The sequence below is a fragment of the Hymenobacter caeli genome (assembly GCF_013294115.1).
In the GTDB taxonomy this organism is placed as follows: domain Bacteria; phylum Bacteroidota; class Bacteroidia; order Cytophagales; family Hymenobacteraceae; genus Hymenobacter; species Hymenobacter caeli.
This window is the reverse complement of sequence record NZ_JABSNP010000010.1, coordinates 63,079-89,610: the sequence shown is the minus strand read 5'-3', so window position 1 is coordinate 89,610 and position 26,532 is coordinate 63,079. Positions and strand designations below refer to the sequence as shown.

General features: G+C 67.4%; 25 protein-coding genes. 2 read left to right on the top strand and 23 right to left on the bottom strand.

Going from position 1 to position 26,532, the window contains the following annotated elements; translation table 11 throughout:
* Nucleotides 1–78: 78 nt before the first annotated feature.
* From HNP98_RS11935 to HNP98_RS11855, 17 genes are all read right to left on the bottom strand, one after another.
* The gene (locus tag HNP98_RS11935) at nt 79–1,098 is read right to left on the bottom strand and encodes a class I fructose-bisphosphate aldolase (RefSeq protein ID WP_173810300.1); all 1,020 of its coding nucleotides are present in this window, start codon (nt 1,096–1,098) and stop codon (nt 79–81) included.
* Nucleotides 1,099–1,178: 80 nt separating this feature from the next.
* Complete coding sequence (locus HNP98_RS11930; protein ID WP_246275100.1) at nt 1,179–3,146, bottom strand: heavy metal translocating P-type ATPase; 1,968 nt, start codon at nt 3,144–3,146, stop codon at nt 1,179–1,181.
* A gap of 237 nt (nt 3,147–3,383) precedes the next feature.
* Nucleotides 3,384–3,746, bottom strand: coding sequence for a DUF6799 domain-containing protein (locus HNP98_RS11925; RefSeq protein WP_173810299.1), 363 nt, complete (start codon nt 3,744–3,746; stop codon nt 3,384–3,386).
* A 368-nt stretch (nt 3,747–4,114) separates the two neighbouring features.
* Nucleotides 4,115–6,517 carry a phosphoketolase family protein gene (locus HNP98_RS11920; RefSeq protein WP_173810298.1) on the bottom strand — a complete coding sequence of 801 codons (2,403 nt, stop codon included), beginning with the start codon at nt 6,515–6,517 and terminating at the stop codon, nt 4,115–4,117.
* Nucleotides 6,518–6,910: 393 nt separating this feature from the next.
* The gene (locus HNP98_RS11915; RefSeq protein ID WP_173810297.1) at nt 6,911–7,552 is read right to left on the bottom strand and encodes an HAD family hydrolase; all 642 of its coding nucleotides are present in this window, start codon (nt 7,550–7,552) and stop codon (nt 6,911–6,913) included.
* A 15-nt stretch (nt 7,553–7,567) separates the two neighbouring features.
* The gene (locus HNP98_RS11910) at nt 7,568–7,852 is read right to left on the bottom strand and encodes a hypothetical protein (protein WP_173810296.1); all 285 of its coding nucleotides are present in this window, start codon (nt 7,850–7,852) and stop codon (nt 7,568–7,570) included.
* Between the two features lie 25 nt (nt 7,853–7,877).
* Complete coding sequence (locus tag HNP98_RS11905) at nt 7,878–8,630, bottom strand: SDR family NAD(P)-dependent oxidoreductase (protein WP_173810295.1); 753 nt, start codon at nt 8,628–8,630, stop codon at nt 7,878–7,880.
* Between the two features lie 298 nt (nt 8,631–8,928).
* Nucleotides 8,929–11,346, bottom strand: a complete 2,418-nt coding sequence (locus HNP98_RS11900) for a plasma-membrane proton-efflux P-type ATPase (protein ID WP_246275099.1) — start codon at nt 11,344–11,346, stop codon at nt 8,929–8,931.
* A 299-nt stretch (nt 11,347–11,645) separates the two neighbouring features.
* The gene (locus HNP98_RS11895) at nt 11,646–11,858 is read right to left on the bottom strand and encodes a hypothetical protein (protein ID WP_173810293.1); all 213 of its coding nucleotides are present in this window, start codon (nt 11,856–11,858) and stop codon (nt 11,646–11,648) included.
* Between the two features lie 105 nt (nt 11,859–11,963).
* Nucleotides 11,964–12,617 (bottom strand): peroxiredoxin, encoded by a 654-nt coding sequence (locus HNP98_RS11890; RefSeq protein ID WP_173810292.1) that lies wholly within the window; start codon nt 12,615–12,617, stop codon nt 11,964–11,966.
* Between the two features lie 43 nt (nt 12,618–12,660).
* Entirely contained in the window at nt 12,661–13,494 is an 834-nt protein-coding gene (locus tag HNP98_RS11885) for a universal stress protein (protein ID WP_173810291.1), read from the bottom strand.
* A 39-nt stretch (nt 13,495–13,533) separates the two neighbouring features.
* Nucleotides 13,534–13,755: a hypothetical protein gene (locus HNP98_RS11880; protein ID WP_173810290.1), complete on the bottom strand. Its 222-nt coding sequence runs from the start codon at nt 13,753–13,755 to the stop codon at nt 13,534–13,536.
* A gap of 9 nt (nt 13,756–13,764) precedes the next feature.
* Complete coding sequence (locus HNP98_RS11875; RefSeq protein ID WP_173810289.1) at nt 13,765–15,195, bottom strand: BON domain-containing protein; 1,431 nt, start codon at nt 15,193–15,195, stop codon at nt 13,765–13,767.
* A 190-nt stretch (nt 15,196–15,385) separates the two neighbouring features.
* Complete coding sequence (locus tag HNP98_RS11870) at nt 15,386–15,829, bottom strand: hypothetical protein (RefSeq protein WP_173810288.1); 444 nt, start codon at nt 15,827–15,829, stop codon at nt 15,386–15,388.
* 331 nt (nt 15,830–16,160) lie between these two features.
* Nucleotides 16,161–17,651: a L,D-transpeptidase scaffold domain-containing protein gene (locus HNP98_RS11865; RefSeq protein ID WP_173810287.1), complete on the bottom strand. Its 1,491-nt coding sequence runs from the start codon at nt 17,649–17,651 to the stop codon at nt 16,161–16,163.
* 123 nt (nt 17,652–17,774) lie between these two features.
* The gene (locus tag HNP98_RS11860) at nt 17,775–18,251 is read right to left on the bottom strand and encodes a BLUF domain-containing protein (RefSeq protein ID WP_173810286.1); all 477 of its coding nucleotides are present in this window, start codon (nt 18,249–18,251) and stop codon (nt 17,775–17,777) included.
* A gap of 33 nt (nt 18,252–18,284) precedes the next feature.
* Nucleotides 18,285–19,271, bottom strand: coding sequence for a 2-hydroxyacid dehydrogenase (locus tag HNP98_RS11855; RefSeq protein ID WP_173810285.1), 987 nt, complete (start codon nt 19,269–19,271; stop codon nt 18,285–18,287).
* 184 nt (nt 19,272–19,455) lie between these two features.
* Between HNP98_RS11855 and HNP98_RS11850 the strand changes: the two genes are divergently transcribed.
* A complete protein-coding gene (locus HNP98_RS11850; protein ID WP_173810284.1) occupies nt 19,456–20,277 on the top strand; it encodes a universal stress protein in 822 nt (273 codons plus the stop codon).
* Between the two features lie 72 nt (nt 20,278–20,349).
* Here the strand turns inward: HNP98_RS11850 and arsS are convergent, their stop codons facing one another.
* From arsS to HNP98_RS11820, 6 genes are all read right to left on the bottom strand, one after another.
* Nucleotides 20,350–21,396 carry an arsenosugar biosynthesis radical SAM (seleno)protein ArsS gene (arsS, locus tag HNP98_RS11845; protein ID WP_173810393.1) on the bottom strand — a complete coding sequence of 349 codons (1,047 nt, stop codon included), beginning with the start codon at nt 21,394–21,396 and terminating at the stop codon, nt 20,350–20,352.
* A 138-nt stretch (nt 21,397–21,534) separates the two neighbouring features.
* Entirely contained in the window at nt 21,535–21,867 is a 333-nt protein-coding gene (locus tag HNP98_RS11840; RefSeq protein ID WP_068229436.1) for an arsenosugar biosynthesis-associated peroxidase-like protein, read from the bottom strand.
* A 54-nt stretch (nt 21,868–21,921) separates the two neighbouring features.
* Entirely contained in the window at nt 21,922–22,749 is an 828-nt protein-coding gene (locus HNP98_RS11835; protein WP_173810283.1) for an SDR family oxidoreductase, read from the bottom strand.
* Nucleotides 22,739–23,764 carry an NAD-dependent epimerase/dehydratase family protein gene (locus tag HNP98_RS11830; protein ID WP_173810282.1) on the bottom strand — a complete coding sequence of 342 codons (1,026 nt, stop codon included), beginning with the start codon at nt 23,762–23,764 and terminating at the stop codon, nt 22,739–22,741. The genes HNP98_RS11835 and HNP98_RS11830 overlap by 11 nt, the downstream gene beginning before the upstream one ends.
* Nucleotides 23,764–24,453 (bottom strand): TIGR04283 family arsenosugar biosynthesis glycosyltransferase, encoded by a 690-nt coding sequence (locus HNP98_RS11825; RefSeq protein ID WP_173810281.1) that lies wholly within the window; start codon nt 24,451–24,453, stop codon nt 23,764–23,766. The genes HNP98_RS11830 and HNP98_RS11825 overlap by 1 nt, the downstream gene beginning before the upstream one ends.
* Before the next feature lie 64 nt (nt 24,454–24,517).
* Nucleotides 24,518–25,612: a BamA/TamA family outer membrane protein gene (locus HNP98_RS11820; protein WP_173810280.1), complete on the bottom strand. Its 1,095-nt coding sequence runs from the start codon at nt 25,610–25,612 to the stop codon at nt 24,518–24,520.
* A 114-nt stretch (nt 25,613–25,726) separates the two neighbouring features.
* Between HNP98_RS11820 and HNP98_RS11815 the strand changes: the two genes are divergently transcribed.
* Nucleotides 25,727–26,527, top strand: coding sequence for a DUF547 domain-containing protein (locus tag HNP98_RS11815; protein WP_173810279.1), 801 nt, complete (start codon nt 25,727–25,729; stop codon nt 26,525–26,527).
* The last annotated feature ends 5 nt before the right edge of the window (nt 26,528–26,532 follow it).

The following is a 26,532-nucleotide window of genomic DNA, read 5'->3' as shown; positions in this document are numbered from 1 at the left end:
TTTAGTTATTTCCATGATTGAGAAGAGGTTGAGAAGTCGTGAGCAAAACTTTGATTGTCAGCAATCTGCGCACCTCGCTTATGCTGCGCTAGCCACCACGCTACCCGCGCCAACCGCCACCGCGTTGCTGTGCACGCGCGCCAGCAGGGCCTGCTGCGCGGCGGGCACGTTGGCCGCCTGCCCGGCCCAGATGGCCAGGGCTGGCTGTTGCAGGGCCCGGCCAAACGAAAAGGTGAGCGCCCACGGCAGCCGGCCGGCAAACCGCTCGTGCATGGCCGCCAGGTGGCGCGTGGCGTCCTCGGGCGACTGCCCACCCGACAAAAATGCCACGCCCGGCACGGCCGCTGGCACCGTGCGCAGCAGGCAGGCTACGGTAGCGTCGGCCACCTGCGCGGTGGTGGGCTGCTGGGGGCAGTCGGCCCCGGCCAGTACCATGCTGGGCTTCAACAACATGCCTTCCAGGGCCACGCCCTGGGTGCGCAGCTGGGCAAATACCTCGTGCAGCACTTCCTCGGTTACGGCGGCGCAGCGGGCCAGCGAGTGGGGGCCGGTCAGCAGCACTTCGGGCTCCACGATGGGCACCAGGCCGGTGGCCTGGCACAGGGCGGCGTAGCGGGCCAGGGCGTGGGCATTGGCCGCGAGGCCGGCCCGGCTGGGCCGGTCGTGGCCGATGGTGAGCACCGCCCGCCACTTGGCGAAGCGGGCCCCCAGCTGCACGTATTCGGCCAGGCGCGGGCGCAGGCCGTCGAGCCCTTCGGTCACCTGCTCGCCGGGAAAGCCGGCCAGCTCGTGCGCGCCCAGGTCCACCTTGATGCCCGGAATAATGCCCGCCCGCTGCAAAATTTCCACGAAGGAAACGCCCGCCGTGGTGCGCTGCCGGATGGTTTCATCAAACAGGATGGCCCCGCTGATGCCTTCGCCCAGGCCCGGCGTGGTCACCAGCAGCTCGCGGTAGGCGCGGCGGACTTCCACGGTTTGGGGGAGGCCCTGGGCGGCGAAGCGGGCGTTGCAGGTGCCGGTGCTCTCGTCCATCGCCAGCAGGCCTTTGCCGGGGGCCACCAGCGCCTGGGCGATGGCAGCTAAGATGCTTATGTTCATAGGATTATAATTTATGAAAAACGGTGAGCCGCGCTGGTCGGTGAGCGCCGCAATGGGCTTTTGGCCGGCAATGCGCGGGCCTACTTCAGCTCGCGGCGCAGCAGCTGCGCGTTCAGGGCCACGATGACGGTGCTCACGCTCATGAGCACCGCGCCCATGGCGGGGCTCAGCACGAAATGCGGGTAGAGCACCCCCGCCGCCAGCGGCACGGCCACCACGTTGTAGCCCGTGGCCCAAAACAGGTTTTGCCGCATCTTGGCGTAGGTGGCCTTGCCAAATTCGACCAGGTTGGTGATGTCGGTGGGCCGGCTGTTGACCAGGATGATGTCGGCGGTTTCGGCGGCGATGTCGGTGCCCGAGCCCACGGCGATGCCCACGTTGGCCTGGGCCAGGGCGGGCGCGTCGTTCACGCCGTCGCCGGTCATGGCCACGAACTGACCCTGGGCCTGCAAGTCTTTAATAATCTTTACTTTCTGGTCGGGCAGCACTTCGGCGTACACGCCGTCGAGGCCCAGGGTTTTGGCCACGGCGTCGGCCACCTGCTGGTTGTCGCCGGTGGCCATGTACACCTTGATGCCCTGCTGTTGCAGGCGCTGCACGGCATCCTGAGAATCGGGGCGGATGCGGTCGGCCAGGGCGATGTAGCCGGCCAGCTTACCGTCTATTAGCACAAACACTACCGTTTCGGCCCCGTTGCTGACGGCGGCGGGGGGCGGCGTGATGTGCTGTTCCTTGAGGTAGCCGGGGCTGGCTACTACCACCGCCTTACCGTTCACGGTGGCGGTTACTCCCTTGCCAGTCAATGATTTAAAATCCTGAATGGCCGGCAGCGGCAGGCCGCGCTTCTTGGCTTCGGCCGCAATGCCCTGGGCAATGGGGTGCTGCGACTGCTGCTCGAGGGCGGCGGCGGTACCCAGCAGGGCGGCTTCGTCGAGGCCGGCGGCCAGCACCTGCACGCGGGTCACGCCGAAGGTGCCTTCGGTGAGGGTGCCGGTTTTGTCGAACACCATCGCCGTAATCTTGCGGGCTTCCTCGAAGGCCGTGCGGTTGCGGATGAGCAGGCCCTTGCGGACCGAAATGGAGGTAGAAATGGCCACCACCAGCGGAATGGCCATGCCCAGCGCGTGCGGGCAGGCCGTGACCATCACCGTCACCATGCGCTCGATGGCGAAGGCCGCGCCCTTGCCCAGCCAGAGCCACGCGGCCAGCGTGCCCAGCCCGGCCACCAGCGAGAGGCCCGTGAGCCAGGCGGCGGCGCGGTCGGCCAGGGTCTGGGTTTTGGACTTGGTTTGCTGGGCCTCGGCCACCAGTTGAACCACCTTGCTCAGGTAGCTGTCGGCGCCCTGGTGCGTGACGCGCACCGTGAGCGCGCCCGTGCCGTTGAGCGCGCCGGCAATGACCTTAGCCCCCGTTTGCTTGGGGGCCGGCGTGCTCTCGCCGGTCAGCATACTTTCGTTTACGGCGCTGCTGCCGGCCACCACCTCGCCATCGGCCGGGATGCGCTCGCCGGGCCGCACCAGCACCACGTCGCCCACTACCAAGGCGCTCACTTGCACGTCGTTGAGGGCGTTGCCCTGCTTTTGGTGGGCCTCGGCGGGTAGTAGCTGTACTAATAATTCCAGCGCCCGCGAGGCCCCGGCCACCGACTTCATTTCGAGGTAGTGGCCCAGCAGCATAATGTCGATGAGGGTGGCCAGCTCCAGCAGCAGGTCGGTGCCCCGCAGCCAGCCCAGCAGCACCACCACGCTGTAGCCATAGGCCACCGTGATGGCTATCGCTACCAGCGACATCATACCCGGCTGCCGGCTGCGCAGCTCCCCCACCGTGCCGCTGAAGAAGGGCCAGCCGCCGTAGCCGTAAATGACCGTGGCCAGCACCAGCACCACCGGCGTGCCGTAGGGCAGCACCAAGTGGTAGCCCACCAGCTGCTGAAACATCATCGACAAGCCGATGATGGGCACCGACAGCGCCACGCATAGCCAAAAGCGGCGCAGGAAATCGGCCAGCATGGCCCCGTGGTCGTGCCCGCCCATGGCGCCGTGATCCATCTGGCTATGGTCCATCTGACTATGACCCATCTGACTATAGCCCAGGGGTTTAGCCGGGGTAGAAGGCGTCGCCGAAGCGGCGGCCTTGGCCGGGGTTGCCTGCGGCGGGGCAGTTGTGGGTTCGGGGGAGGGCGTCATAAGGCCAGCGGCAGCGAAAAAAGGGGAAAGCAGCGGGCCGCGACGGGCCCACTGCCAAGGGTGATGCCCAGCTAAGCGGACCGGTTACGCGCCTACCCGCTACATTTTCATGCTGCCCATCTTCATCATACCGGGGTGCATGGCCGAGTCGGGGTGCATGGTCATCTTGCCGTTCATCATCATGCACTCGCCCTCTTTCATCTTATGGGTGGTGCCGTCCTTGCTTTGGCAAGTGCCGTCGGGGAGGCATTTGGTGCCGTCGGCCATGGTCATGCTGGCCATCATGGGCATGGCTTTGCCGTTTTTCATCCGGGTCATTTTGCCGTTTTTCAGCGTGCAGTAATCGGCTGGGGCCTTCTTCGCGGCAGCCGCCGATTTTGGCTGCGGGGTGGTTTGCGCGTGGGCGGGGCCGCCAATGGCGAGGAGCAGTAGCAAGGGCAGGAAGCGGGTTATTTTTATCATGATAAGGGGGAAGGAAAAGCTGTTTAGAAACTCAAAACGTCTGTCATTAGAGCAGTTTCGTAGTCAGTGTCCGGTCCGCCGGCGCGAGCCGGCCGACCGGTTGTCGTTGCACGGTGCGGGTTTACCAACGACAACCGGTCGGCCGGCTCGCGCCGGCGGACCGGGAACCGCCGCCCAACTAGCCACTGACCCAGAAACCGCTCTAAGAGCTTCCCACGACAACCGGTCCGCTGGCGGTGCCAGCCGACCAGTTGTCATGGGAACGAGGACTGCCCGACCGGCCAAGCGGCGCACCCGTCAACCGGTCGGCCGGCTCCGCCGTCGGACCGGCACCTGGACCGGGGAAGCGCAGCATAACATGGCCGGCGCTAGGCCTTCCACTGCCAGTTGCGGATTTCGGGCATGTCCTCGCCGTGGGTGGTGATGTACTGGCGGTGCTCCACCAGCTTGTCCTTGAGGTGCTGCTTGAGATACGCGCCCTTGTTGCCGAGGCCCGGTACGCGGTCGAGCACGTCCATGGCCAGGTGGAAGCGGTCCATGTCGTTGAGCACCGTCATGTCGAAGGCCGTGGTGATGGTGCCTTCCTCCTTGTAGCCGCGCACGTGCATGTGCTGGTTATTAGCGCGGTTGTAGGTGAGGCGGTGCACCAGCCAGGGGTAGCCGTGGAAGGCAAAAATGACGGGTTTGTCGCGGGTGAACAGCGCGTCGTAGTCGGCCTCATCCAGGCCGTGCGGGTGCTCGGTGCTGCGCTCCAGCTTCAGCAAATCCACGACGTTGACGACCCGGATTTTCAGCTCCGGCAGGTGCTCGCGCAGGATGCTGGCGGCGGCCAGGATTTCGAGGGTGGGCACGTCGCCGCAGCAGGCCAGCACGGCGTCGGGCTCCTGGCCGGCATCGGTGCTGGCCCACGGCCACAAGCCAATTCCCTCGGCGCAGTGGGTGCGGGCCGCGTCCAGGCTCAGCCACTGGGGGGCGGGGTGCTTGCCGGCCACAATCACGTTCACGTAGTGGCGGCTGCGCAGGCAGTGGTCCATCACCGAGAGCAGGCAGTTGGCATCGGGCGGCAGGTACACGCGCACGATACTGGCTTTCTTGTTGATAACGTGGTCGATAAAGCCGGGGTCCTGGTGCGTGAAGCCGTTGTGGTCCTGTCGCCACACGGTGCTCGTGAGCAGGTAGTTGAGCGAGGCGATTTTGCGCCGCCACGGTATTTCAAGCGTCAGCTTCAGCCACTTGGCGTGCTGGTTGAACATCGAATCCACGATGTGCACGAACGCCTCGTAGCTATTAAACAACCCGTGGCGACCGGTGAGCAGGTAGCCTTCGAGCCAGCCCTCGCACTGGTGCTCGCTCAGCATCTCCATCACGCCCCCGTCGGGCGCCAGAAACTCGTCGTTGACCGCCACCGCGGCGTCCCACTGGCGGTTGGTGGCCTCAAATACGGCATCAAGCTTATTGGACAGCGTTTCGTCGGGTCCGAAAACGCGGAAGTTGCGCGGGGCCGCGTTCAGCTTCAGCACGTCGCGCAAAAACTGGCCCACCGTGCCCGTGTCGCTGGCCTCCACGCTGCCCGGCGACGGCACGGCCACGGCATAGTCGCAGTAGTCGGGCAGGTGCAAATCGTGCAGCAGTAGGCCGCCGTTGGCGTTGGGATTGGCCCCCATCCGGCGCTCGCCGCGCGGGGCCAGCTCGGCCAGCTCGGGGCGCAGGCGGCCGGCCTCGTCAAATAATTCTTCGGGCCGGTAGCTTCGCAGCCAGGCTTCTAGCTGCGCCAAGTGCTCGGGCGGCGCGGTGGCCGACACGGCCAGCGGCACCTGGTGCGACCGGAAGGTGCCCTCGTTGGGCACGCCGTCCACTTCCTTCGGGCCGGTCCAGCCCTTGGGCGACTTCAGCACAATGAGCGGCCAGCGGGGCCGGGTGAGGTCGCCGTGCTCGCGGGCGCGCTGCTGAATCTGGTGGATGTCGCAGACCACCTCTTCCAGGGCGGCGGCCATGGCCTGGTGCATCAGCGCGGGCTCGTGGCCCTCCACGTAGTAGGGCATCCAGCCGTAGCCGCGCAGCAGCTGGTCGAGCTCTTCGGGCGTGATGCGGGCCAGCACCGTGGGGTTGGAAATCTTGTAGCCGTTGAGGTGCAGAATGGGCAGCACCGCGCCGTCGGTGGCCGGGTTCAGGAACTTATTGGAGTGCCAGGCGGTGGCCAGGGGCCCGGTTTCGGCCTCCCCGTCGCCAATTACGCAGGCCACAATCAGCTCCGGGTTATCAAACACCGCCCCGAAGGCGTGGCTGAGCGAGTAGCCCAGCTCGCCGCCCTCGTGGATGGAGCCCGGCGTTTGGGGCGAGGCGTGGCTGGAAATCCCGCCGGGGTACGAAAACTGCGTAAACAGCCGCTTCAGCCCAATTTCGTCCTGGCTGATATTCGGGTACACCTCGCTGTAGGTGCCTTCCAAATAAGTGCCCGCCACCACCGCCGGCCCGCCGTGCCCGGGCCCCGAGAGGTAAATCATGTTCAAGTCGCGCCGCTTGATAACCCGGTTGAGGTGGGTGTAGATGAAGTTCTGGCCCGGCGTGGTGCCCCAGTGCCCCAGCAGCATCTTCTTGACGTGCGCCAGCTGCAGCGGCTCGCGCAGCAAGGGGTTGTCGCACAGGTATATCTGACCCACCGAGAGGTAGTTGGCCGCCCGCCAGTAGGCGTCGAGGCGCTGAAGAACTTCGGGGGAAAGTGGCGTGGAAGTGGGCCGGGCGATGGGGGGCGCGAGGAGGGTAGCGGACATGGGGTTTGTTGGGTTAATTCGTTGAATTTTAGCTCATTATGCTCCGGTCCGCCGGCGCGAGCTGGCCGACCGGTTGTCGTTAGGAAGCATTGGCTAATCGTCTGCTCACAGTTAGCAAAAATTTGATTATCACTGGGATATGCTGGTTATTGGTAGTAGATGCGGACGAAGCAGCGTCAACCGGTCGGCCGGCTTGCGCCGGCGGACCGGACCCCGACCTACAGGCACGCCGCCACCAGTCCCGCCATCAGCCGCTCCTCATCGGCCGGAATCACGCGCACCACCACCCGGCTGCCGGCGCTGGAAATCACGGCGGCGCGGGTGGCGTTGTGGGCCGCGTTGAGCTCCGGGCCCCGAAACCCCAGCCCGGCGCAGCTGCGGGCGGCGCGTTAGTCAAAGCGTCAGGCCAAAGGCGGCCAGCTGGGTGCAGGTGGAGGCATAATCGACGTGGCAAATCCCCTGAATACCCAGGCCGGCCGCTACGCCCACGAACAGCGGCTGGTCGTCCAGGTACAGTACCTGCGCGGCCGGCACCTGCGCCAGGTCGAGGGCCAGGCGAAAGATGTTGCTGTCGGGCTTGCTGAGGCCCACGAAGGAGGACGACACGAAGAAATCCACGAACCCGGCCAGCCCGAACGCGTGAATCCGGTGCGCGTTCAGCTCGCGGCCCTCGTTGCTGACCACGGCGATTTTGAGTTGGTAGCGGGCTTTCAGCGGCGGTAGCAGCGCCAGCATCTCAGGACAGGGCAGCGATTGGGCGAACATGAATTCCTGAAAATCAGCCGCGCTGAACGACCGGGGCCGGTAGAAAACCACCTGCCGCAGGTAGTCGGCCAGGCTCAGCCGGCCCAGCTCGTAGGTGCTGAACAGCAGGTGGTGCCGCCGCTCCATCTCGGCCGCCTCCAGCCCGAAAGTGGTGGCCGCCAGCTGCCGCGAGGCCAGGCCCCAGCCGTTGCTGAGCAGCACGCCCCCAACGTCCACGAAGAGCGTGGTGATTGGGGGCGTGCGCGCCGGAAAGGGCAGAGAATCAGCCATCGAAGGGTGCACGGACTAGCTGGCGGCGGCACGGGCTTTCGGGCGGGTGGCGGGCTTGGGGGCGGGTTTGCCCACGCGGCGGGCGGCCTTGCGGAGCACTGGCGAAACGGTCTGGGCGACGGTCGTTTTGTCGGTTTTTTGCTGTTTGGCCAGCAGCTTGGCAAACTTCTTGGCTATTTTTTTGGTCGCGCGGGCCACGGTTTTTTGCAGCTTTTTGGCGTGGTGCTCGCTCAGGCCCGGCAGGTTGGCTTGTAGGCTTTCAGAAAGAGCAGCTTGCAGCTTGGATTCGGTTTTTTTCATCGAAATAAGGGGTAATAGGGTGCGCTTATTTGGCCAGGTAGCCGCCGTCGACGGGGTAGTAGCTGCCCGTCACGAACGAGGCTTTGTCGGAGCTGAGCCAGATGACCAGCTCGGCCACTTCCTCGGCCCGGCCCAGCCGGCCGATGGGGTGCAGCCCCACCAGCGCGTGCTTGGTGGCGGCGCTGAAATCCTTGAGCAGCGGCGTATCGACGTAGCCGGGGCCCACGGCGTTGAGGCGGATGCCCTGGGCGGCGTACTCCTGGGCGGCCGTTTGGGTGAGGCCCACCACGGCGTGCTTGGCCGCGACGTAGCCCGCCAGCGTGGGCGTGCCCACCTGCCCCAAAATGGACGACATGTTGATAATCGAACCCGCGCCCTGCTTCAGCATCGCTTCCAGCTCGTATTTGAGGCAGAAGAACACGCTGTTCAGGTTCACGTTGATGATGCGCTGCCAGCCCTCCAGGGAGTAGTCGGCCGTCAGGCTCAGCTCGCCGGTGATGCCGGCGTTGTTGCAGGCCACGTCGAGGGTGCCGAAGGCGGCCACGGTGGCCTGCACCAGCTGGCGGCACTGGGCGGCATCGCCCACGTCGGCCGTGAAAAACCGGGCTTGGGCCCCGTCGGCTTGCAGCTCGGCCACTACTTGCCGGCCTTGCGCCTCGTCGATGTCCGACACCATGACCTTGGCCCCGTGCTGCCCGTAGAGCAGCGCCACCGCCCGGCCAATGCCCGACGCCGCCCCGGTAACCAAGGCCGTTTTTCCTTGCAAGTCCTTGTCCATGAAGCGGGTATTTTAAGCGGCGAAAGCCCCGCCGGGCCCCGTGGCGGGCAGGTAGTGGGCTAGGCATAAAGGTCAGGAGCCGGGCCGGGCAAGGCCCTGACAATAATCGGCTTACTAGCTGATTATTGTCAGGTTACTACCAACGCTGTTCAGCGTTGGAGTGCCCGGCCTCCCAGCATAGCGCGCCTTGGAACCCCGCTCTACCTGGCAAAGCAGGCACCGCACGGCGCGGGCTCACCCCGCAAAAAACCCGGCTGCCTCCGGCCCTGGCTTTCCCGGCCAGGGGCCCGGCGGCCGGCTACACAGCGGGCGGGGGCGGGCCGGCCGCCGGGGCGGGCCGCGAAACCGCTACTTTCAGTAAGTCATTGATTACAAAGGAACAGACAGCGGTGTAGGCAATTACCGCAACGGACTGCGTGAGGGGAATGGCCTGGAACCCCAGCAGCCCGAAAGTGGCCAGCGCAAGGCCCAGCACCATGTCGGCCAGCAGCAGCAGCAGCAGGGTGCGGCTCGGGGCCGAGTGCCAGAAATGGCTCTTCTCGCGGACCACAAAGATGGAAAACAGCGCAAAAAAGAGCAGCAGCTCGAAACAAAAGGTGCTGAGCGCCGCGCTGCCCGCGCCCAGCCGGAAGTAGCGCAGGCCCAGGTACAGCAGCCCGAAGGCTTCCAGCGTCATCGCCAGGCCAATGACGATGCCCGTTTTGGCCAGGCCGCGGATGTTCCAGCGGGCCGGCTGCGGGGCCCACTGCACGTGGTCGGTGGCCAGGGAGATTTTCACGAAGTCGGTCATGAAAATCAGCAGCAGCATGGCGGCGGCGGAAATCACGAACTTGCCCAGCACCAGGAAGGCCCCAACCACGAAGCAGGTTTTGAGAATGGTGCGCGCCAGCTTGTTGAGTATCCAGGTGTTGATGCGCTCGAACATCATGCGGCCCACTTTGATGGGCTCCAGGATGCTGACCAGCCCATCCTGGGTGAGCACGACGCTGGCCGCCCCCTTGGCCACGTCGGTGGCGCTGCGCACGGCAATGCCCACTTCGGCCTGCTTCAGGGCGGGGGCATCGTTCACACCGTCGCCGGTCATGCCCACGATGTGGCTACCCGCCTGCAAAGCCTTGACAATGTCGTACTTATCCTCGGGGTAAACGCCGGCTACCCCGTCGTTTTTCTCCAGCAGGGCCGCCACCTGGGCCGGGTCCGCCTTTTTGAGGTCGGCGGCCTGAATGATTGCCCCGCCCACGCCCACGGCCGTGGCAATCTGGATGGCAATGGGCCGGGCATCGCCGGTGAGCATTTTAACGGCCACGCCCAGGCTCTTCAACTCCTGCACCAGCTGCCGCGAGTCGGGCCGGGGCGCGTCGTGCAGGTCGGCCAGCCCCACCAGGCGGGGCGGGGCCGCCCCCGTGGCCGTGGCCACGGCCAGCGTGCGGTAGCCTTGCCGGGCCGCCGCGGCGACTTTGGCGGCCCACGCGGCCGTGGCCGCCGCATCGAGCCCGCAGGCCGCCGCCAGGCTGGCGAACGCGCCTTTCAGCACCAAAAACGTTGCGGGCCCGTGCTGAATCTGGGCTTCGGTGCGGCGGGTCTGGGGGTCGAAGGGCACGAACGTCTTTTGCACGAACGTGCTATCCAGCAGGCTTTTCTGGCGGGCTGCGGCGATAAAAGCCAGGTCGATGGCGTCGTGGTCGGCTTCCTGCGAGGCCAGGGCGCCCAGGCGCAGCACGTCGTCGGCGCCGAAGCCGTCGGCCGGCTGCACGGTGCCCACGGTGAGCTGGTTCAGGGTCAGGGTACCCGTTTTGTCCACGCACAGTACGTCCATGCTGGCCGCGTCGTCGGGCGCGCTGAGCCGCGTAACCAGTACCCCCTGGGCCACCAACTGCCGGGAAGCCAGCGCCATACTTACCGTGAACAGGGCCCCCAGGGCCACCGGCACGGCCCCGAGCAGCAGCACCAGCAGCAGGGGCATTAGCTGGAGCACGTGGAGGCCTTTGCTAACCGCGACCCCGAGCGCCACGGCCAGCAACGTGCCCACAATGGCCAGCAGCCACCGGGTTACGCTGCCAACGACCGCCTCGATGTGCGACTGCGGCTGGGCGGTGTTGACCAGCGCGATGGTCTTGCCGTAGTAAGTGCGCGGGCCGGTCAGGGTGACGGTGCCCGTTGCCTCGCCTTTGGTGACGATGGAGCCGGAGTACAGGGTGTCGCCCACCTTTTTGGCAACGGCGCCCGATTCGCCGGTCAGCGCCGCCTGGTCGAGGCGCACCGCGCCCTGGGTAAGCTGCACGTCGGCCGGCACGAAGTCGCCGCTGCGCACGCGCACAACATCGCCGGGCAGCAGTTCGCGGGCGGCCCGGGTAGTCCATTGCCCATCCCGCAGGAGCTTGACGTTGATTTGCAGCTTTTTTTTCAGCGCTGCCACGGCCTTGGCGGCGTTGTGCTCCTGGGTGAAGCCAATGACGGCGTTGAAAATCAGCAGCCCCAGCACGGTATACACATCGGCAAACTTGTGCAAAAACCAGGACAAGCCAATGATTATCTCCAGCAGCCACGCCGTGAGGCCCCAGAACTTTTTGGCAAACAACAGCACCGGATTGGGCTTCTTTTCCAGCACCTCATTGTACCCAAACTGCGCCCGCAGGCTCGCTAAGTCAGATTGCACCAAGCCCTTAGCCGGCGGCGAGGCGGACGGGGACGGGACGGCCGGGGTTTTTGGGCTCATAGCGGAAGGGGCTGATTTCGTTAACGCGCCCCCGGTGGTTTCCGGGCAGCAGCGAGGGGTGCAGGCGGCGCAGCATCGGGGTTACGCGCGCCGCAAAAAGCCACCCGCCTGCCTGCTTTCCGTTGGGAAGGCAGGGGCGAAGCGCGGCAGGCTAAAGCTGGCAATTGCCTGGCTTACTCAGTTTGAAAATAATTAATTGATTATCAAAGCTTTATACAACATACACCGTTCATTCATCCAGTAAAAACCCCGGCTTCCGCTGCGGGGAAGCCGGGGTTTTGGCAGCCGGCTGAGGCGGCTTACTTGGTGCCGTGGTCTTCGGCGTGGCTCTTACGAGCTTGGGTGGCGTGCTCGGCGGCGTGGTCGGTGTGGGCAGCGGCCGTGTGGGCGTGGTGGGCCGCTTTTTCGTGGCTGCCGGCCTCCTGGTGCTTGGCGGCTTCGGTGTGGTGGGCGGCGGCCTCGGTGTGGTGGGCGGCGGCCTTTTTGTGGCTGTCAACTGCTTTCTTCGACATGGGACTGAGGGAGGGAAACAGCGCACCGGAATTGGGGCGCCGGGAAGGGTGAAGCGTGTAGTAAGTAAGGTATTCTGGCAGCAAACCCTTGCTTGGCGCAAGGTCTTACACGTAGGTTTCGGCCAGGTAAAACTCCGGCTGCTCCACCGAGTCGTCGGCCAGGCGCGCGTCGAGCTGGGCCAGGGTGATGGGGGCCGGCAGCAGCACTTTCTGGCCCAGCTGCCAGTTCAGGGGCAGCGACACGTGGTGCTCGTCCACGTATTGCAGGGCCTGGAGGGCGCGCAGCAGCTCGTCGAGGTTGCGGCCCACGCTCATGGGGTAGTACAGCACAAGGCGAACCTTGTGGCTGGGGTCGATGAAGAACACGGCCCGCACGGCGGCGGTGTCGCTCTCGGCCGGCTGAAGCATGCCGTAGAGGCGCGCCACCTTCATGTCGATATCGGCGATAATGGGGAAACGGAAGTACACGCCGCTCTTTTCGCGCACGTCGTTGACCCAGGCAATGTGCGAATGGATGCTGTCGATGCTCAGGCCCAGCAGCGCCGTATTGAGGGCCGTGAACTCGTCCTGGCGCTTGGCAAAGCCCATTAGCTCGGTGGTGCAAACGGGGGTAAAATCGGCGGGGTGCGAGAAGAACAGCACCCACTTGCCGGGCGCAAAATCGGCAAACTTGATGGGCCCGGTGGTAGTAAGGGCCTCAAAGTCGGGGGCTTGCGCACCGATACCGGGCGGGCAATGAGCAGGTTGGAGCGTGTCCATTTTTTTAGGAGAGAAAGCTGAAAAGAAAAAAGAACGGGGGCCCCTACCCCGCCGCCGGCAGCAGCAGCACCGGCAGCGGGGCGTGGCGCAGCACCTCGGCCGTAACGCTGCGGTGAAACAGGGCCCCCAGGAAGCTGCGCGGCCGGGCGATGAGCACCAGCAAATCGGCCTGGGTATCGGCGGCGGCTTGCAGCACCCCGGCGGCCGGGGCCTGGCCGGCCACCTCGTACAGGGCCAGGGGCGTGGCGGGCGGCAGCAGCTTGCTGGCCCGCACATCGGCCAGGGCGCGCGGGCCCTTGGTGCCCGGCAGCTCGCCGGACAAGTCGATGTGGGCCACCGTATACTCCGCCGCCCACGACTTCACAAGCTCGTCCAGGGCCCTGGAGGAGGCCGCCAGGGCGAAGGGCTCGCCATCGGCGGCCACCAGCACGCGGCGGGGCGGGGCGGGGGCCGTAGCGGCGGCGGGCACCAGCAGCACGGGCCGCCCGGTGGCGCGCAGCACGGGCAGCACCTGGCCGCGCAGCAGCTCGTCGAGCAGCCCTTGGTTGGGGCCCAGGCCCATGGCCAGCAGCAGCGGCTGGTAGCGCCTGATGGCGGTGGCCACGTCGTCTTCCAGCAGCCCGCCCGCTTCGGCTACCTCTGCGGGCACGGGCAGGCGGCGGGCCAGGGCGTGCAGCGCGGCCATGGTTTCGGCCTCGTTGCGGTCGAGCTGCTCGGCCACGGCTTCCACCAGCGCGGGTTCCAGCAAAGCGGGGTAGAGGTAGCAGTGCAGCAGCGCCAGGCGCAGGCCCAGCGGCTGGCCCAGCGCGGCGGCGTAGCGCGCCGTGTGGGCGGCGGCTTCCGGCAAATTGGCCAGTACAAGCAGGGAAGGGTTCATGGCAATTACGGGCAAAAGAGGGCGATGAAGCAGCCTGCCTCAGGCAGTGGGCGGCGCCCCGGGCAGGCTGGAAAAGGGGCCGGCCGCCGGCGCCTCGGCCAGGAAGCCGGGCTTGGAATAATCAGCCTCCCAGCCGTCGGGCGACATGGTGGCGTCGGCTTCGTGGGCGCTGCGCAGGGCGGCCGGGCTCACGGCACCGGCAACGGGCCGGCTGGCCGCCCGCGGCGGGCCCCCAGCCGTAGGGCGAAGGAAAGAACGCATAGTGCTGGCCTACAGCCCCCCGTCGGTGGCTACTACCAGGTCGTTGTCGACGTAGCGGGCCCCCACGTTGTAGGCGTCGTAAGCGGCCTGCTCGCGGTCGAGCCAGGTGGCCACGGTGCCGGTGAGCGTGGCGCGGCCCTGCTCGACCAGCACCTCGATGGCCTGGTTGTGCAAGGCGCTCGACCAGAAATACCGCGTGCGGATGCGCTCGGCCAGGGCGAAGTCGGCGTTGGGCCGGGGCTGGTACACCGCGAAGCCGTCGAAGCCGGGGCTGGCGGCCACGCTCACCCAGTTGGCCAGGTCGGCCACGCCGTTCACGCCGGCCGCCACGGCGCCGGCCTGCCGCTGCTCGAAGTGGCTGCCCACCTGCCCGTAGAGCGAGGCCTTGCCGTTGCGCACGTACACACTGAAGTCGAAAAAGCCCAGGTACGGGTCGCGGGCCAGCGCCGCCTTGATGGTTTGGGTAACGTCGTCGTCGGGAATAAAACGGGCGGTGCGCACCTTCAGCAGGTTCTGCACGTCCCACACGCCCACCACGGCGCGGGCGTCGCGCTCGGCGTCCTGCTTGGCCCGCAGGTTGCCCACGGCCCCGCTCAGCGTCACGGTGCCGTTGTGCACCAAAATGATGGGCTGGTAGGAGAGCACCCGCGGGTCGTAGAGGAACGTGGCCCGCACCGCCGCGGCAATGTCCTCGTCGGAGCGGTCGGCGTACTTGGTGCGCCGCAATTCCGGGCTCAGCGCCCAGTAGGCCACGAACAGGTCGCGGGCGTCCACGCGGGCCGCGCCGGCCCGGTAGGCGGTGGTCACCACCTGCGCCTTTTCGGCCGCCGAGCCCACCGTGCCCGACAGGTGCACCACCCGGTCATCGGTCCGCACCTCGACCAGGGCGCTGTGCACGCGGATGTCCCAGTCCAGCAGCTCGCGGATTTGGGTCGTGATTTCCTCGTCCGAGTTCTGAAGTTCGCCCCAGCGGATGGTCAGCTCGTCCGGCACCAGGCGGCGCACGCCCCGCACGCCGCGCAGCACGCGCAGCACCAGCTGCTGCTCGGCCCACGACTGCACCACGCCCATCGGCGCGACCACGCCCTCGGCCACGCGGCAGGCCACGTGGTAGCCCGTGGTGGCGGGGTCGGCGGCCAGGGCGTCGGTCACGGCGCGGTACAGCGCATCGTTGGGCACGTCGGGCGTGCTGATGAGCAGCTCATTGACCACGCCGCGCACGCCGCGCACGGCCAGGGCTATTGCCTCGGCCCGCTCGCTGGCCAGCAGGTTGTCGGTGATGCCCGTGAGCTGCACGATGCCCTCGTGGGTGGCCACGTCAATCAGGTGCGCGGGCACCCCTTTCTCGGTGAGAAAAAACAGCTCGATGGCGGCCGTAATGGCGGCATCCGACAGGTGCTCGGCCGCGGCGGGCGGGGCGAAGGTTTCCAGGGTTTGCATGGGCGATGGGGGAAAAGGTTGAGGAAGGGAACAGGCCCCAAAATTCCGCCCTTCCGCTCCCCAATACCTTGACAAGGATTGCCTTACTGGCTGACATTTGTCAGGTAGCCGCCCCCGGGTGGCAGCTCCTGGCCAGCCGGCGGCGAGCCAGCGCCCGCAAAAAAGCGGCGGGCGAAGCAGCTGCCCCGGGCTAGTTGGGGCGGGGTATTTTCCGGCCGTTGGCCGTCAGCGTGACGGTGCGGCTGATGGCGGTTTCGCAGGTGGCCATCTCGTAGGTGAGGCCCCCGGTCCGGGCGTTGGTCACCTCGATGGCGCGGCAGAAGGTGCGGGTGGGGTAGTACGCGGCCAGGGTGTGCTTGATGGGGAGCGACAGCGCACCGAGCGCCATGTCCTGGCCCGTGGCCTCCACATCGCCGTTGCTACTGAACCGGACCAGCCGGCGGGTCGGGCCCTGGGTGTAGCTGGCCTGGTACCAGTTCTGAACCCGGCGCCAGGTAATGTGCCGGGCCTGCGGGTACTGCCGAAACATCGCCCCAAAGGCCAGCGGTGGCACGTTTTCCGCGGCCAGGGCCTGCGCGTGCACCGCCTGGCCCGGCAGCAGGGCCACCCCAAGCACCCAAAGAAGCTTCCCCACGGCCCAGGCGCGGGGCTTGGCGCGGGGTCTTACGCCGTACCCCGCGGCCGCTTGGCCCCGGGGCAGTGCTACCCGCGGCGGCGCTACCACGGCCGGGGGCCTGGCGCGGGCGCCGTGCGCCGCCCGGGGGCCCCGGCGGCCGGCGGCCGCCGCACAGCCAACGCAGCGGCAACTATTTCAAGGAAAAAAAGCATCAGTGAGGGAACAAACAGACCATCCAAAAGTAGGGGCCCCTCCCCCCGCCTACTATGACAAAGCTCACCCTCAGGGGGTGCGCTTTGTCAGGTGCCGCCGCCGTGGCCCAGGTGCCGGCGGGCGGGGCATTGGCGTTTCACTGGGGGCCGGCGGCAACTTCAGGCCCGAACAACCCCCGGCGTATCGTTTCGTCGCGGTGGTAGATATCGGGCAGGAAGCGCAGCTGGCCGCGCTCGGCCGTGCAGGTGGCGTAGCGCACAAACAACGGGATGGGGCGGCGCAACGGCACGTCGCGGGGGCGGGGCTGGCGGGCGCACGCGGCCTCGCTGGGCAGCTGCACCGGCTGGCCGCCGCGCCGCAGCAGGTAGGCGGCCAGCTGCATGGGCTGCTCGAGGCGCATGCAGCCGTGGCTCAGGGCCCGGTACGGCTGGGCAAATACCTGGCGCTCCGGCGTGTCGTGCACGTACACGGAGTACGGATTAGCGAAGCGAAACACGATGTTGCCCAGCGCATTATCGCAGCCCGCCGACTGCCGGATGGTGTACGGAAAATGCTGGGCCGTGACCCCCGCCCAGTTGATGCGGCGCGCATCGAGCAGCCGGCCCTGGCCGTCGTAGAGGGCGTAGTTGTTGCGGGCCAGGTAGCCGGCATCGCGCTTCAGGCGGGGCAGTATTTCGCGGGTGGCAATGGAGCGGGGCACGTGCCAGTCGGGGGCCAGCGTGAAGTGGTCGATGACGCTGCTGAGCGTGGGGGTGGGCGTGGCGGGCTTGCCCACCACCAGCCGGTGGCGGCGCAGCACCGAGTCGTGGGCCACCACCAGCAGCTCGCAGGCGGGCAGGTTCACCAGCACGTACTCGGCGGCGGCCGCCGGCAGGGCCTCCCAGCGCCAGCGTTCCAGGTTGAGGGCCACCTGCTCGTACCGCGCCCGGTGCTGCCCCGCCGAATCGGGGGCGCTGGGCAGCGCCAGCCACCGCGCCAGGGCCTGCTGGAGCTGGCGGTACTCGCGGTTGGCGGGCTGGCCGGCCAGCATGGCGGCGGGCACCGCGTGCGCACCCAGCGCCGCGCGCAGCCGGGCCCCCGGCTGCCCGGCCGGGCCGGCGGCCCGCTCGCCGGCCGCGGCCACGTAGCGGTGCAGCCGGCCGCGGCCCACGTCGCGCATGAAGCGCAGCACCGCGTCGCTGAGGTACACGTCCAGGCGCGCCAGCTGGCGGGCGCGCTGCGCCGGCGCGCCGGGCCGGGCCAGCGAATCGCGCAGCGGCAGCAGGCGCGCGCTGCCGTAGTCGGCGGGGCGCAGGCCGTGCGCGGGGGCCTGGGCCAGCAGCGCCAGGGCCCCTGCCGCATCGGGGCCGAGGCTGTCGGCGGCCAGCCAGGCAGGCGCGCCGGCGGTGCCGTAAAAAGCCCGCACCTCCGCGCCGGCTTGCAGGCCCAGGCGCTCATCGGCGCGGCCGGCCGCGGCCGTGTCCAGCAGCGCCCGGATGATGGCATCCACCGGCTGGGTGGGTTGGGCCTTGGCAACCAAAAGCGGCCTGGCCTGGGGCCCCGCCGGCGGGGCCCCGGCACCGCACTGCGTGGCCAGCAACAAGCCGATGCAGCCGCTTAGTAACCGAATGTGAGCGAGGAGCGCCACGGGTGAAGCAGGGGTAAGTAGTCGTTTAAAAGCAAACGGGTTGTCAGCTGCTCGATGTCATTAATTATTTGATTTACAAATTATTAATGACATCGAGCAGCTGACAACTAATGATTAAGCAGTTTATTGGTGGCGGGTGGGCGGGCTGTCCAGCAGGTGCGCTGGCTCCGTTGCGCCGGGCGGCTGGGCGATGAAGTCTTCGAGCAGCGCCAGCAGCTGGGCCCGGGGGTAGGGACGGTGGGTGAGCCCCAGGTCGTCGGCCAGCACCTCGCCCAGCAGCGCCCGCAGGTCGGCGGCGTGGGCCAGGCGGCAGCCCATGGTCCAGCCCGCAAAGCTGCGCCGGGCAATGGGCCCCTCCCCCAGCACCTGGCAGTGGAAGTGGCGCGTGTCGGACAGGATAATGTGGTAGTAGAGGTGCCGCACGACCGTTCTGGGGCCCTCCAGCACTTGCAGGAAGCGCCCGTCGAACGTGTGCAGCAGCACGCCCGAGATGTTGTGCGCGTGGTTGTGCGCCCGGCCCCGTTGCAGCAGGGCGGCCAGCGCGGGGGCCCCAAAGTCGCCCAAGGCCTGGCTTTGGTAAATGAGGTGGTGAAGGTCCACAAAGAAGCAACGAGGAGGAAAAAGGCGCCGGCCCTACAGCTCGTGGTCGGCGGGCACGCCGCTGGCCCACTCGTCGAGGCTGGCCACGGTGGCCTCGGCGATGTTGGTCAGGGCCTCGCGGGTGAGGTAGCCCTGGTGCCCGGTCACGAGCACGTTGGGAAACGTGAGCAGCAGGGCAAACACCGCGTCGCGCAGCGGGTCGCGGGTGTGGTTGGCGAAGAACAGCCCTTTCTCGGCCTCGTACACGTCGAGGCCCAGGTAGCCGAGCCGGCCGCTGTCGAGGGCGCGCAACGCCGCGGCCGTGTCGAGCACGCCGCCGCGGCCGGTGTTGATGAGCATCGCGCCGGGCTTCATTTGACTCAGCACCTGGTCGTTGAACAGGTGCCGGGTTTGGGCCGTGAGGGGCGTGTGCAGGCTGATGATGTCGGCCCGCGCGCACAGCTCGGGCAGGGCCACGTACGCCAGGCCGTAGCGCCGGGCCAGGTCGGGGTTGGGCTGCACGTCTTCGCCCAGCAGCCGGCAGCCGAAGCCGTGCAGGATGCCGGCCAGGGCCGCCCCGATGTGCCCCACGCCCACGATGCCCACCGTCTTGTTGTGCAGCTCAAAGCCAATGAGCTTGTCGAGGCAGAAGTCGTTGGCGCGCAGCTGCTGGTCGGCCCGGCGCAGGTGGCGGGCCAGGGCCAGCATCAGGGCCACGGCGTGCTCGGCAATGGCGTGGGGCGAGTAATCGGGCACGTGGGCCACGCGCAGGCCCAGGCGGTGGGCGGCGGGCAGGTCCACCTGGTCGGTGCCGGCGGCGCGCACCAGCACGTAGCGCACGCCGTGCGCCCAGAGCTGCTCCAGCACGGGGGCCGACAGGTCGTCGGGGCCAAACACGCTCACGGCCAGGGCCCCCTGGGCCAGCGGCGCGGTCTGGCCCGTCAGGGCCGCCTCGTAAAAACGAACCTCGTGCCGGCCCGCGTTGGCCCGCTCCAGGAACGGGCGCTCAAAGGCCAGGGTGCTGAAAACAGTGACGTTCATGGTCAGGAAGGCCCAGGGCAGCAAGTGCGCTGCAGTGAAGTGCGTTTGGAAGGCCGCAAGGTTCCGGCAGCCGCCCGGCCAAGGCCATGATTAAAATCAGGTGGCGGGGCTGACGTTGCGCATGGCCGGGGGCCCGCCGCGCCCGGTTCTTTGCCTGCGTTTCCCAACCTTTCTCCCTTGCCACATGGCGCTCTCGCTGCTGGTGCTCACCGATTTCTTCCAACCCGCCGACCATGCCCTGGCCTACGCCGACGCGCTGGCCGGGGCCCTCGGCGCGCAGCTGGTGCTGCTGCACGTGCGCCGCGATTCGGTGCTGGACCCCGAGCACCTCACCGGCCGCGTCGACGCCCTGGGCCAGGAGGCCATCGACCTGGCGCTGGCCAGCCTGGCCCGCGGGCTGTCCGCGCCCGTGGTGGCCGAAAAGGCGCACGGCCGGGTGGCCGAGGCCGTGGCCGACGCCCTGCGCCGCCACCAGCCCGCGCTGGTCGTGCTCGGCCACCGCAACACCGACGCCATGCCCGACGAGCTGGTATCGACCGCCGCGCTGGATATTTTGCGCGCCGCCCCGCAGCCCATGCTGGTGGTGCCCGCCCGGGCCCGCCTCAGCGCCCCGCACCGCCTGTTGCTGGCCCTTGACAAGGAGCAGTTTAGTTTGGGGACGTACGCGGGGCTCGTCCGCCACTTATTCGATGCGCTGCCCGCGGAGCTGACCGTGCTGCACGTCGGCCCCGACAAGGCGAGCGCCGAAACCGGCACCGCCGCCGCCCGCGAAGCGCTGGAGCGCACGGGCCTCGCCCTCGACCTGACGACCGGGCTGCGCGCCCAAAGCCTGGTGCACGCCACGCCAGCGGGCGGCATTTTGCAGGCCGTGGCCGGCGGTGGGTTCGATTGGGTGGTGCTGGTGGCGCGCCCCCACAGCTTCCTGGGCGAGCTGTTTCACCGCAGCGTCACGGCGCACGTGCTGCTGCACAGCCCCGTACCCGTGCTGGTGCTGCCAGCAGTGTAGCCACGCACGGGGCGGGGCGGCCAGCGCTGAGGGTAGTCCGGGCCGCAGTGGGTGGCCCGGGCCCGGTGGTAGCTACGCCACGGCGCCGCCGCAGCTGGAGCCCGCGCCGGCCGTGCAGCCGTAGCAGTGCTGGTTGAGCACGATGGGCCGCTGGGCCAGGGCCGCCGCGTCGAAGTCGCGGATGTGCTGGCTGGTGCTGGCCACGTGCAGGTCGAGCATCTGGTTGAAGTCGCAGTCGTAGAGGCCGCCGTCCCAGCCCACCGAGAGGGTGTCGCGGCACATCACGCCGGCCGCCGCCGCGGGGTTGAAAGCCGTGACGAGCTTTTCCATGTAGCCCGCGTAGTTGCCCGATTCTACCAGGTAGTCGAGGAAGCGGCTCACCGGCAGGTTGGTGATGGCAAACAGGCTGTTGAACGCAATGCCGTGGTCTTTGAGCAAGGCTTGCTTGAACTGCCGCTCCAGCGCCACCTGAGGGCCCGGCATGAACGCGCCGGCCGGGTTGTACACCAAGTTCAGCGTGAGGCCGCTGCCGGGCTGGCCGTAGCCCACGGCGTTCAGCATTTTCAGGGCCCGGATGGAGTCGTCAAACACGCCGTCGCCGCGCTGGCGGTCGGTTTTGTCGGCCGAGTAAAAGGGCAGCGAGCTGACCACCTCCACGCCGTGCTGCTTGAAAAACTCGGGCAGGTCGTGGTATTTCTTGTTGGCCACGATGATGGTCAGGTTGCAGCGCACCAGGGTTTTGCGCCCCAGCTTGTGAATCTCCGCCACAAACCAGCGGAAATCGGGGTTCATCTCCGGGGCCCCGCCGGTGAGGTCCACGGTCGGAATGTCGGTCTGGGCCAGCGCGTCGAGGCAGAGCTGCATCGTTTCGCGGGTCATGATTTCCTTGCGGTCGGGGCCGGCGTCGACGTGGCAGTGCTTGCACACCTGGTTGCACATCTTGCCCACGTTGATTTGCAGCACCGCCGGGGCCACCGGCTTCAGGGGGAACAGGCCCGCCTCCCGCATCTTCTGGTGGAAGGGCGGCAGGTGCAGCACGTCCACCACTTCCTGGCGCAGCACGGTGAGCTGAAAAGCCGAATCGGCGAACTGGTTACCGGTGGCTTTGAGGGATTTTATCACGTGATTGTTGAATTGATTAATTGCTGGATGGTTGAATCGGCGGCTGGTTGAACTCCTGTTTATTCCGCTCTTGCCGAAAGTGCAATCAGCCGCCGATTCAACCATCCGGCAATTAATCAATTCGACCATTACAACTTACATCGATAACTCTTTGACTTTGTTCATCATCTGCACGCCGTGCACCAGGGTGGCCCCGCCGCGAATGGCGGCGGCCACGTGCACGGCCTCCATCATCTCGGGCTCGGTGCAGCCCTTTTCCAGCGTGTCGGCCGAGTAGGCGTCGATGCAGTACGGGCACTGCACGGCGTGGGCCACGGCCAGGGCGATGAGCGATTTTTCGCGGGCCGTGAGGGCCCCTTCGGCGAACACGGCCCCGTAGTAGGCGAAAAATTTGTCGGCAAACTCTTTCTGAAACTCGCCGATGTTGCCGAATTTCTTGAGGTCGGCGGGGTTGTAATACGTTTCCATGGGCAGGGGTTTTAAACAACACGAAGAAAGGAAAGGGAACAGATTGCCGGCGGGCTACTCGTAGAAATTGCGCATCCGGCGCTGGGAAGTTAGCACCACCCAGTCGCCGAGCCGGGGCAGCAGCGAATGCACCACCAGGATGAGGCGGCCCAGGGCCGAAATAACGGTGCGCCGCCGCCGCCGCCGCACGTGGCCCAGGATGAGGGCCGCCACCTGGGCCTGCGACTTTTGCCAGCGCGGCGGGCGGTGCGCGATGGGCACGGGCCGGCCCGCCGCGTCGAGCACGCGCTTGTCGGGGTCGTTCTGGGTGAAGCCGATGTGCACCACCCCGAAATGCACGCCGGTGCCGGCCAGTTCCAGGCGCAGGGTGTGGGCCAGGTTGGCCAGGGCGGCCTTGCCGGCGCAGTAGGCCGAGCCGCTGGGCATGCCGTTGAGGGCCGAAATGGACGAAATGAACGTGACGCTGCCCTTCGCTTGCAGCAGGTGCGGCAGCGCCGCCTTCAGCGGGTACACCGCGCCGTACACGTTGCTGTCGAGCACCTGCCGGAACACGTCGGGCTGCATGTCGGCAAAGTAGGCCCGCTGGGAAATGCTGGCGTTGGCAATCAGGATATCGAGCCGGCCGAAGCGGGCGATGGCCACGGCCACGAGGCGCTCGCAGGCGGCGTAGTCGGTCACGTCGGCCACGCAGGCCGCCACTTGGTAGCCCTCGGCGGCCAGGGCCTGGCGGGTGGCTTCGAGGCGCTCGGGCTGGCGGCCGTTGAGCACCACGGCCGCCCCCTGCCGGCAAAAGGCACGGGCCGTTTCGCGGCCAATGCCCGACTCGGAGCCCGTTATCAGGGCGACTCGGCCCGCCAGGGGGCCGGCAGTGTTAGGTAGCATAGCCGTGGGTGATGAACCAGTCGCGGGCCTCGGCCACGGCTTGGGTGATGGGCGTTTGGGGCAGGGCCAGCTCGGCGCGGGCTTTTTGGGCGGTGAAGTAGTGGCCGTCGTTGGCCACGGCCGCCATGGCCGCGTTTACCGGGCCGGGCCGGCCGGTGAGGCGGGCTTTGAGGTCGCAGAGCACGCCGTAGCAATTGGCCAGCGGGGGCAGCACCGGCCAGCGCGGGGGCCCTACCCCCAGTAGTTCGGCCATCAGCGCGAAGGCTTCGCGGTAGCTCAGGTTCTCATTGCCCAAAATGTACGACTCGCCCACCCGGCCCTGGGTCAGGGCGTTGACGGTGGCCACGGCCACGTCCTGCACGTGCACGTAGTTTTTGCCGCCCAGCGGGTAGCCGGGCAGCCGGCCGGCCCGCAGCGCCAGCAGCAACGCGCCCGAGGTGGGCCGGGCGTCGCCGGGGCCCAGCATAAAGGTGGGGTGCACCAGCACGGCGGGCAGCTGCTCGCGGCCCACGGCGGCCAGCACCCGGTCGGCGGCGGCGCGCTTGCTGTCCATGTAGTCGAGGCCGTAGCGGCGGCCGGCGTAGGGCCGGGTTTCGTCGCCGGGCCGGGCTTTGGAGCCGAAGCCGAAGACGTTGGCCGTGCCCACGTACACCAGGCGCTCTACCCCTGCTTTTCGCGCCAGGCGCAGCGCCTGCTCGGTGCCGCCGAGATTGGTGTCCCGCACGGCCCGGCTGCGGGCGGGGTTCACCTGGGCTACTGCGGCGGCGTGGATGATGGCCCCGCAGCCACCGATGGCATCGGCCAGTTCGGCCTTGGGGGCGGGTTGCGAAAGGTCCATTTCGCACACCTCGACGGGCAGCGCCTGCAAGGGCGGCAAGGCCGGGCTACTTGGGCGGCCCGGCCGCACCAGCGCCCGCACGGGGTAGCCCCGGCGCAGCAGCTCGGCCACGAGGTGGCGGCCCAAAAAGCCGTTGGCCCCGGTCACGAGCACGCGGGGAAGCGGGAGCGGCGGCATCAGCGGTAGTTGAGCAGGGCCTTGTAGGTGCGCGCAATGCGGGGCGGCGGCTGCTTGAGGAAGTACAGGGCGAAGGCCGTCAGGTTGGCCAGCTGCACGCGCAGCCAGCCGTTGGTTTCGTACTTGCGGGCCGACACCACCACCTCCAGCGGCACGATGTGGAAGCTGGCCACCCGCCGGATGCGCTGGATAATCTCGAAGTCTTCCATGATGACAAACTGCTCGTTGAAGCCCCCCAGCTGCTCAAACAGTGCCCGCGTGACGAACAGCGTCTGGTCGCCGCCCCGGCTCATAATGCCCTTAAAGCGCGTGCCGTAGCTGTTGATGCGCAGCAGCGGGTGCGCCGAGTCGAACCGGAAGCGGTAGCAGCCCGCCGCGTGGCCCCGGGCCACGGCCGCCGCAATGGTGGCCACGTAGCCGGGGTGAATGCCCACGTCGGCGTGCACGAAGTAAAGGACGTCGCCGCGGGCCTGCCGCGCCCCGTGGTTCAGCTGGGCGGCGCGGCCGGGCGCGGGGGCGGCCAGCACGGTGGCCCCGGCGGCGCGGGCGGCGGCGGCGGTGCCGTCGGGGCTGTGGGCGTCCACCACCAGAATTTCGACCGCATCGGCCGGCGCGTGGCGGCGCAGCTCGGCCACCAGCCGGCCGATGTGGGCGGCTTCGTTGTAGGTGGGGATGATGACGCTGAGCATACCGGCAAAACTTCTTTGGAGCCGCAACTTCCGAATCATTTGGCAAAGACGGGCTTCAACCGGCTTAAAATGCCTCCCCCACGGTGAGGTACAAGCCGCTCGACTGCGGCCCCAGGCCGTAATCGAGCCGCACGTTGAGGTGGTCGCGGCGGTTGGCCGTGAAGCGCAGGCCCGCCCCGTAAGCACCTTTCGGCTCGTTGAGCCGCAGCAGCGCCTGCGCATCGCCCAGGGCGCCCACGCCGCCGAACACCACGGCCCCCAGGCGCTGGTACACGTCAAAGCGCAGCTCCGCCTGCACCAGGGCAGCGTTCTGGTCGCGGTAGCGGCCCTCGTAGTAGCCGCGCAGCCGCCGCGGGCCGCCCAGCAGCGACAAGGCGTTGAACGGGGCGGTGCCCACGGTAAAGCTGCCGAAATAATTGACGGCCAGCACGGCGCGGTGGCCCAGCGCGTGGTATTCCGACACGTCGGCCACGTACCGGTCGAAGCGCGTCGTTTCGCCCGCCGGGCCCGCGCCCACGGCCCGGTTGCGAACAAAAGCGCTGAGGTCGACGACCACCCCTTTTTTAGGAAAGAAAATCTGGTCGCGCGAGTCGTAAAACAGGCCCAGCCCGCCGCCCGTCAGGCGGCTGCCCAGCCCGCCGGGCACGGTGCCGCCGGCCAGCAGGCCGCCCGCCGCCACGCTGCTCACCCGGTAGTCCTCGTACTGGTAGCGCAGGCCCACGTAGAGCTTGCCGGCCCCCGCCCCGGCCCCCACGCGCCGAAAGGCGTTGGCCCGCACGCGGGGAAAATTGACGCCGTACAGCTCCCGCGGCACCGCGCGTTGGCCCAGGCCGTAGAAGTAGTAGTTGTAGCGGTAGTAGCCGGCCTCGCCGTAGGCGTAGTAGCGGTTGTGGTCGTAAAAAACCTGGAAAGGCAGGTACAGCAGCAGCTGGTGGTTTTGGGTGTAGGCCAGGGCCAGCGTGAGCTGCGAGGGGCGGGCGGCGGCAAAGCCGTCGTCGCGCCGGAAATGCACGGTGGCCGTGGCGGCCACCCCGTAAGCCAGCCGGGTTTCGGGCGTGTAGTACACCAGCGGCACCGGAATCAGCGCCAGGCGCTTGGGGTGCACCGTATCGGCGGGGGCCAGCCCGGCGAGGCCCAGCAGCGCAAAGGTCAAAAGCATGGGCGGTAAAGATGGCTGCGCTCACTGTACGAAATCGCGGCAGGGCCGGGGTTTTAAGCGGGCAAGAATCTTTTATGGTCCGGTTCCACGTACATGCGGGTAATGAATCAATTTATGAAAACCTCGACCCTGGCCGCCCTGGTGCTGGCCGCCGGTACGCTCACTGCCGTGGCCGTGGTGGGGCCCGGCCTCAACCCCGTGCCCACGCCCACGCTCGCCGTGCCCGCCACCGGGGCCCTGGTCGACCACAGCGCCTACGACCGGCTCCTTAAAAAGCACGTTAATGCCCAGGGGCTGGTCGATTACAAGGGCTTTAAGGCGGATGAAGCAATTTTCAACCAGTACCTGACCATGCTGAGCAAGAACCCGCCGGCCGCCAACTGGAGCAAGGCCGACCAGATGGCGTACTGGATTAACGCCTACAACGCCTACACCATCCGCCTCATCCTCAACCACTACCCGGTCGAAAGCATCAAGGACATCGGTTCGAAAATCAAGATTCCGTTCGTGACCACGCCCTGGGCGGCCAAGTTTTTCAGCATCGGCGGCGAAAATATGAGCCTCGACAACATCGAGCACGGCATTCTGCGCAAGAAGTTCGACGACCCGCGCATCCACTTCACGCTGGTCTGCGCGTCCATCTCCTGCCCGCGCCTGCGCAACGAGGCCTACACCGCCGCTCAGCTCGAAAAGCAGTTGGACGACCAGGGCCGCGACTTTCTGAACAACCCGGCCAAAAATAAAATCAGCCCGTCGGACGCCCAGCTCTCGAAGTATTTTGACTGGTACAAAGGCGATTGGCAGAAGAACGGCCAGTCGGTGGTGAAGTGGGTCAACCGCTACTCCACGGCCAAAATCAGCGATAACACCAAGATTACGTACCTGGACTACAACTGGAACCTGAACAAGCAGTAAGCCGG

What these genes read in the sequence shown, in the direction of transcription:
- HNP98_RS11935 (WP_173810300.1), bottom strand. Translation starts at nt 1,098, where the DNA reads ATGAACATAAGCATCTTAGCTGCCATCGCCCAGGCGCTGGTGGCCCCC.
- HNP98_RS11930 (WP_246275100.1), bottom strand. Translation starts at nt 3,146, where the DNA reads ATGGATCACGGCGCCATGGGCGGGCACGACCACGGGGCCATGCTGGCC.
- HNP98_RS11925 (WP_173810299.1), bottom strand. Translation starts at nt 3,746, where the DNA reads ATGATAAAAATAACCCGCTTCCTGCCCTTGCTACTGCTCCTCGCCATT.
- HNP98_RS11920 (WP_173810298.1), bottom strand. Translation starts at nt 6,517, where the DNA reads ATGTCCGCTACCCTCCTCGCGCCCCCCATCGCCCGGCCCACTTCCACG.
- HNP98_RS11915 (WP_173810297.1), bottom strand. Translation starts at nt 7,552, where the DNA reads ATGGCTGATTCTCTGCCCTTTCCGGCGCGCACGCCCCCAATCACCACG.
- HNP98_RS11910 (WP_173810296.1), bottom strand. Translation starts at nt 7,852, where the DNA reads ATGAAAAAAACCGAATCCAAGCTGCAAGCTGCTCTTTCTGAAAGCCTA.
- HNP98_RS11905 (WP_173810295.1), bottom strand. Translation starts at nt 8,630, where the DNA reads ATGGACAAGGACTTGCAAGGAAAAACGGCCTTGGTTACCGGGGCGGCG.
- HNP98_RS11900 (WP_246275099.1), bottom strand. Translation starts at nt 11,346, where the DNA reads ATGAGCCCAAAAACCCCGGCCGTCCCGTCCCCGTCCGCCTCGCCGCCG.
- HNP98_RS11895 (WP_173810293.1), bottom strand. Translation starts at nt 11,858, where the DNA reads ATGTCGAAGAAAGCAGTTGACAGCCACAAAAAGGCCGCCGCCCACCAC.
- HNP98_RS11890 (WP_173810292.1), bottom strand. Translation starts at nt 12,617, where the DNA reads ATGGACACGCTCCAACCTGCTCATTGCCCGCCCGGTATCGGTGCGCAA.
- HNP98_RS11885 (WP_173810291.1), bottom strand. Translation starts at nt 13,494, where the DNA reads ATGAACCCTTCCCTGCTTGTACTGGCCAATTTGCCGGAAGCCGCCGCC.
- HNP98_RS11880 (WP_173810290.1), bottom strand. Translation starts at nt 13,755, where the DNA reads ATGCGTTCTTTCCTTCGCCCTACGGCTGGGGGCCCGCCGCGGGCGGCC.
- HNP98_RS11875 (WP_173810289.1), bottom strand. Translation starts at nt 15,195, where the DNA reads ATGCAAACCCTGGAAACCTTCGCCCCGCCCGCCGCGGCCGAGCACCTG.
- HNP98_RS11855 (WP_173810285.1), bottom strand. Translation starts at nt 19,271, where the DNA reads ATGAACGTCACTGTTTTCAGCACCCTGGCCTTTGAGCGCCCGTTCCTG.
- HNP98_RS11850 (WP_173810284.1), top strand. Translation starts at nt 19,456, where the DNA reads ATGGCGCTCTCGCTGCTGGTGCTCACCGATTTCTTCCAACCCGCCGAC.
- HNP98_RS11840 (WP_068229436.1), bottom strand. Translation starts at nt 21,867, where the DNA reads ATGGAAACGTATTACAACCCCGCCGACCTCAAGAAATTCGGCAACATC.
- HNP98_RS11835 (WP_173810283.1), bottom strand. Translation starts at nt 22,749, where the DNA reads ATGCTACCTAACACTGCCGGCCCCCTGGCGGGCCGAGTCGCCCTGATA.
- HNP98_RS11830 (WP_173810282.1), bottom strand. Translation starts at nt 23,764, where the DNA reads ATGCCGCCGCTCCCGCTTCCCCGCGTGCTCGTGACCGGGGCCAACGGC.
- HNP98_RS11825 (WP_173810281.1), bottom strand. Translation starts at nt 24,453, where the DNA reads ATGCTCAGCGTCATCATCCCCACCTACAACGAAGCCGCCCACATCGGC.
- HNP98_RS11820 (WP_173810280.1), bottom strand. Translation starts at nt 25,612, where the DNA reads ATGCTTTTGACCTTTGCGCTGCTGGGCCTCGCCGGGCTGGCCCCCGCC.
- HNP98_RS11815 (WP_173810279.1), top strand. Translation starts at nt 25,727, where the DNA reads ATGAAAACCTCGACCCTGGCCGCCCTGGTGCTGGCCGCCGGTACGCTC.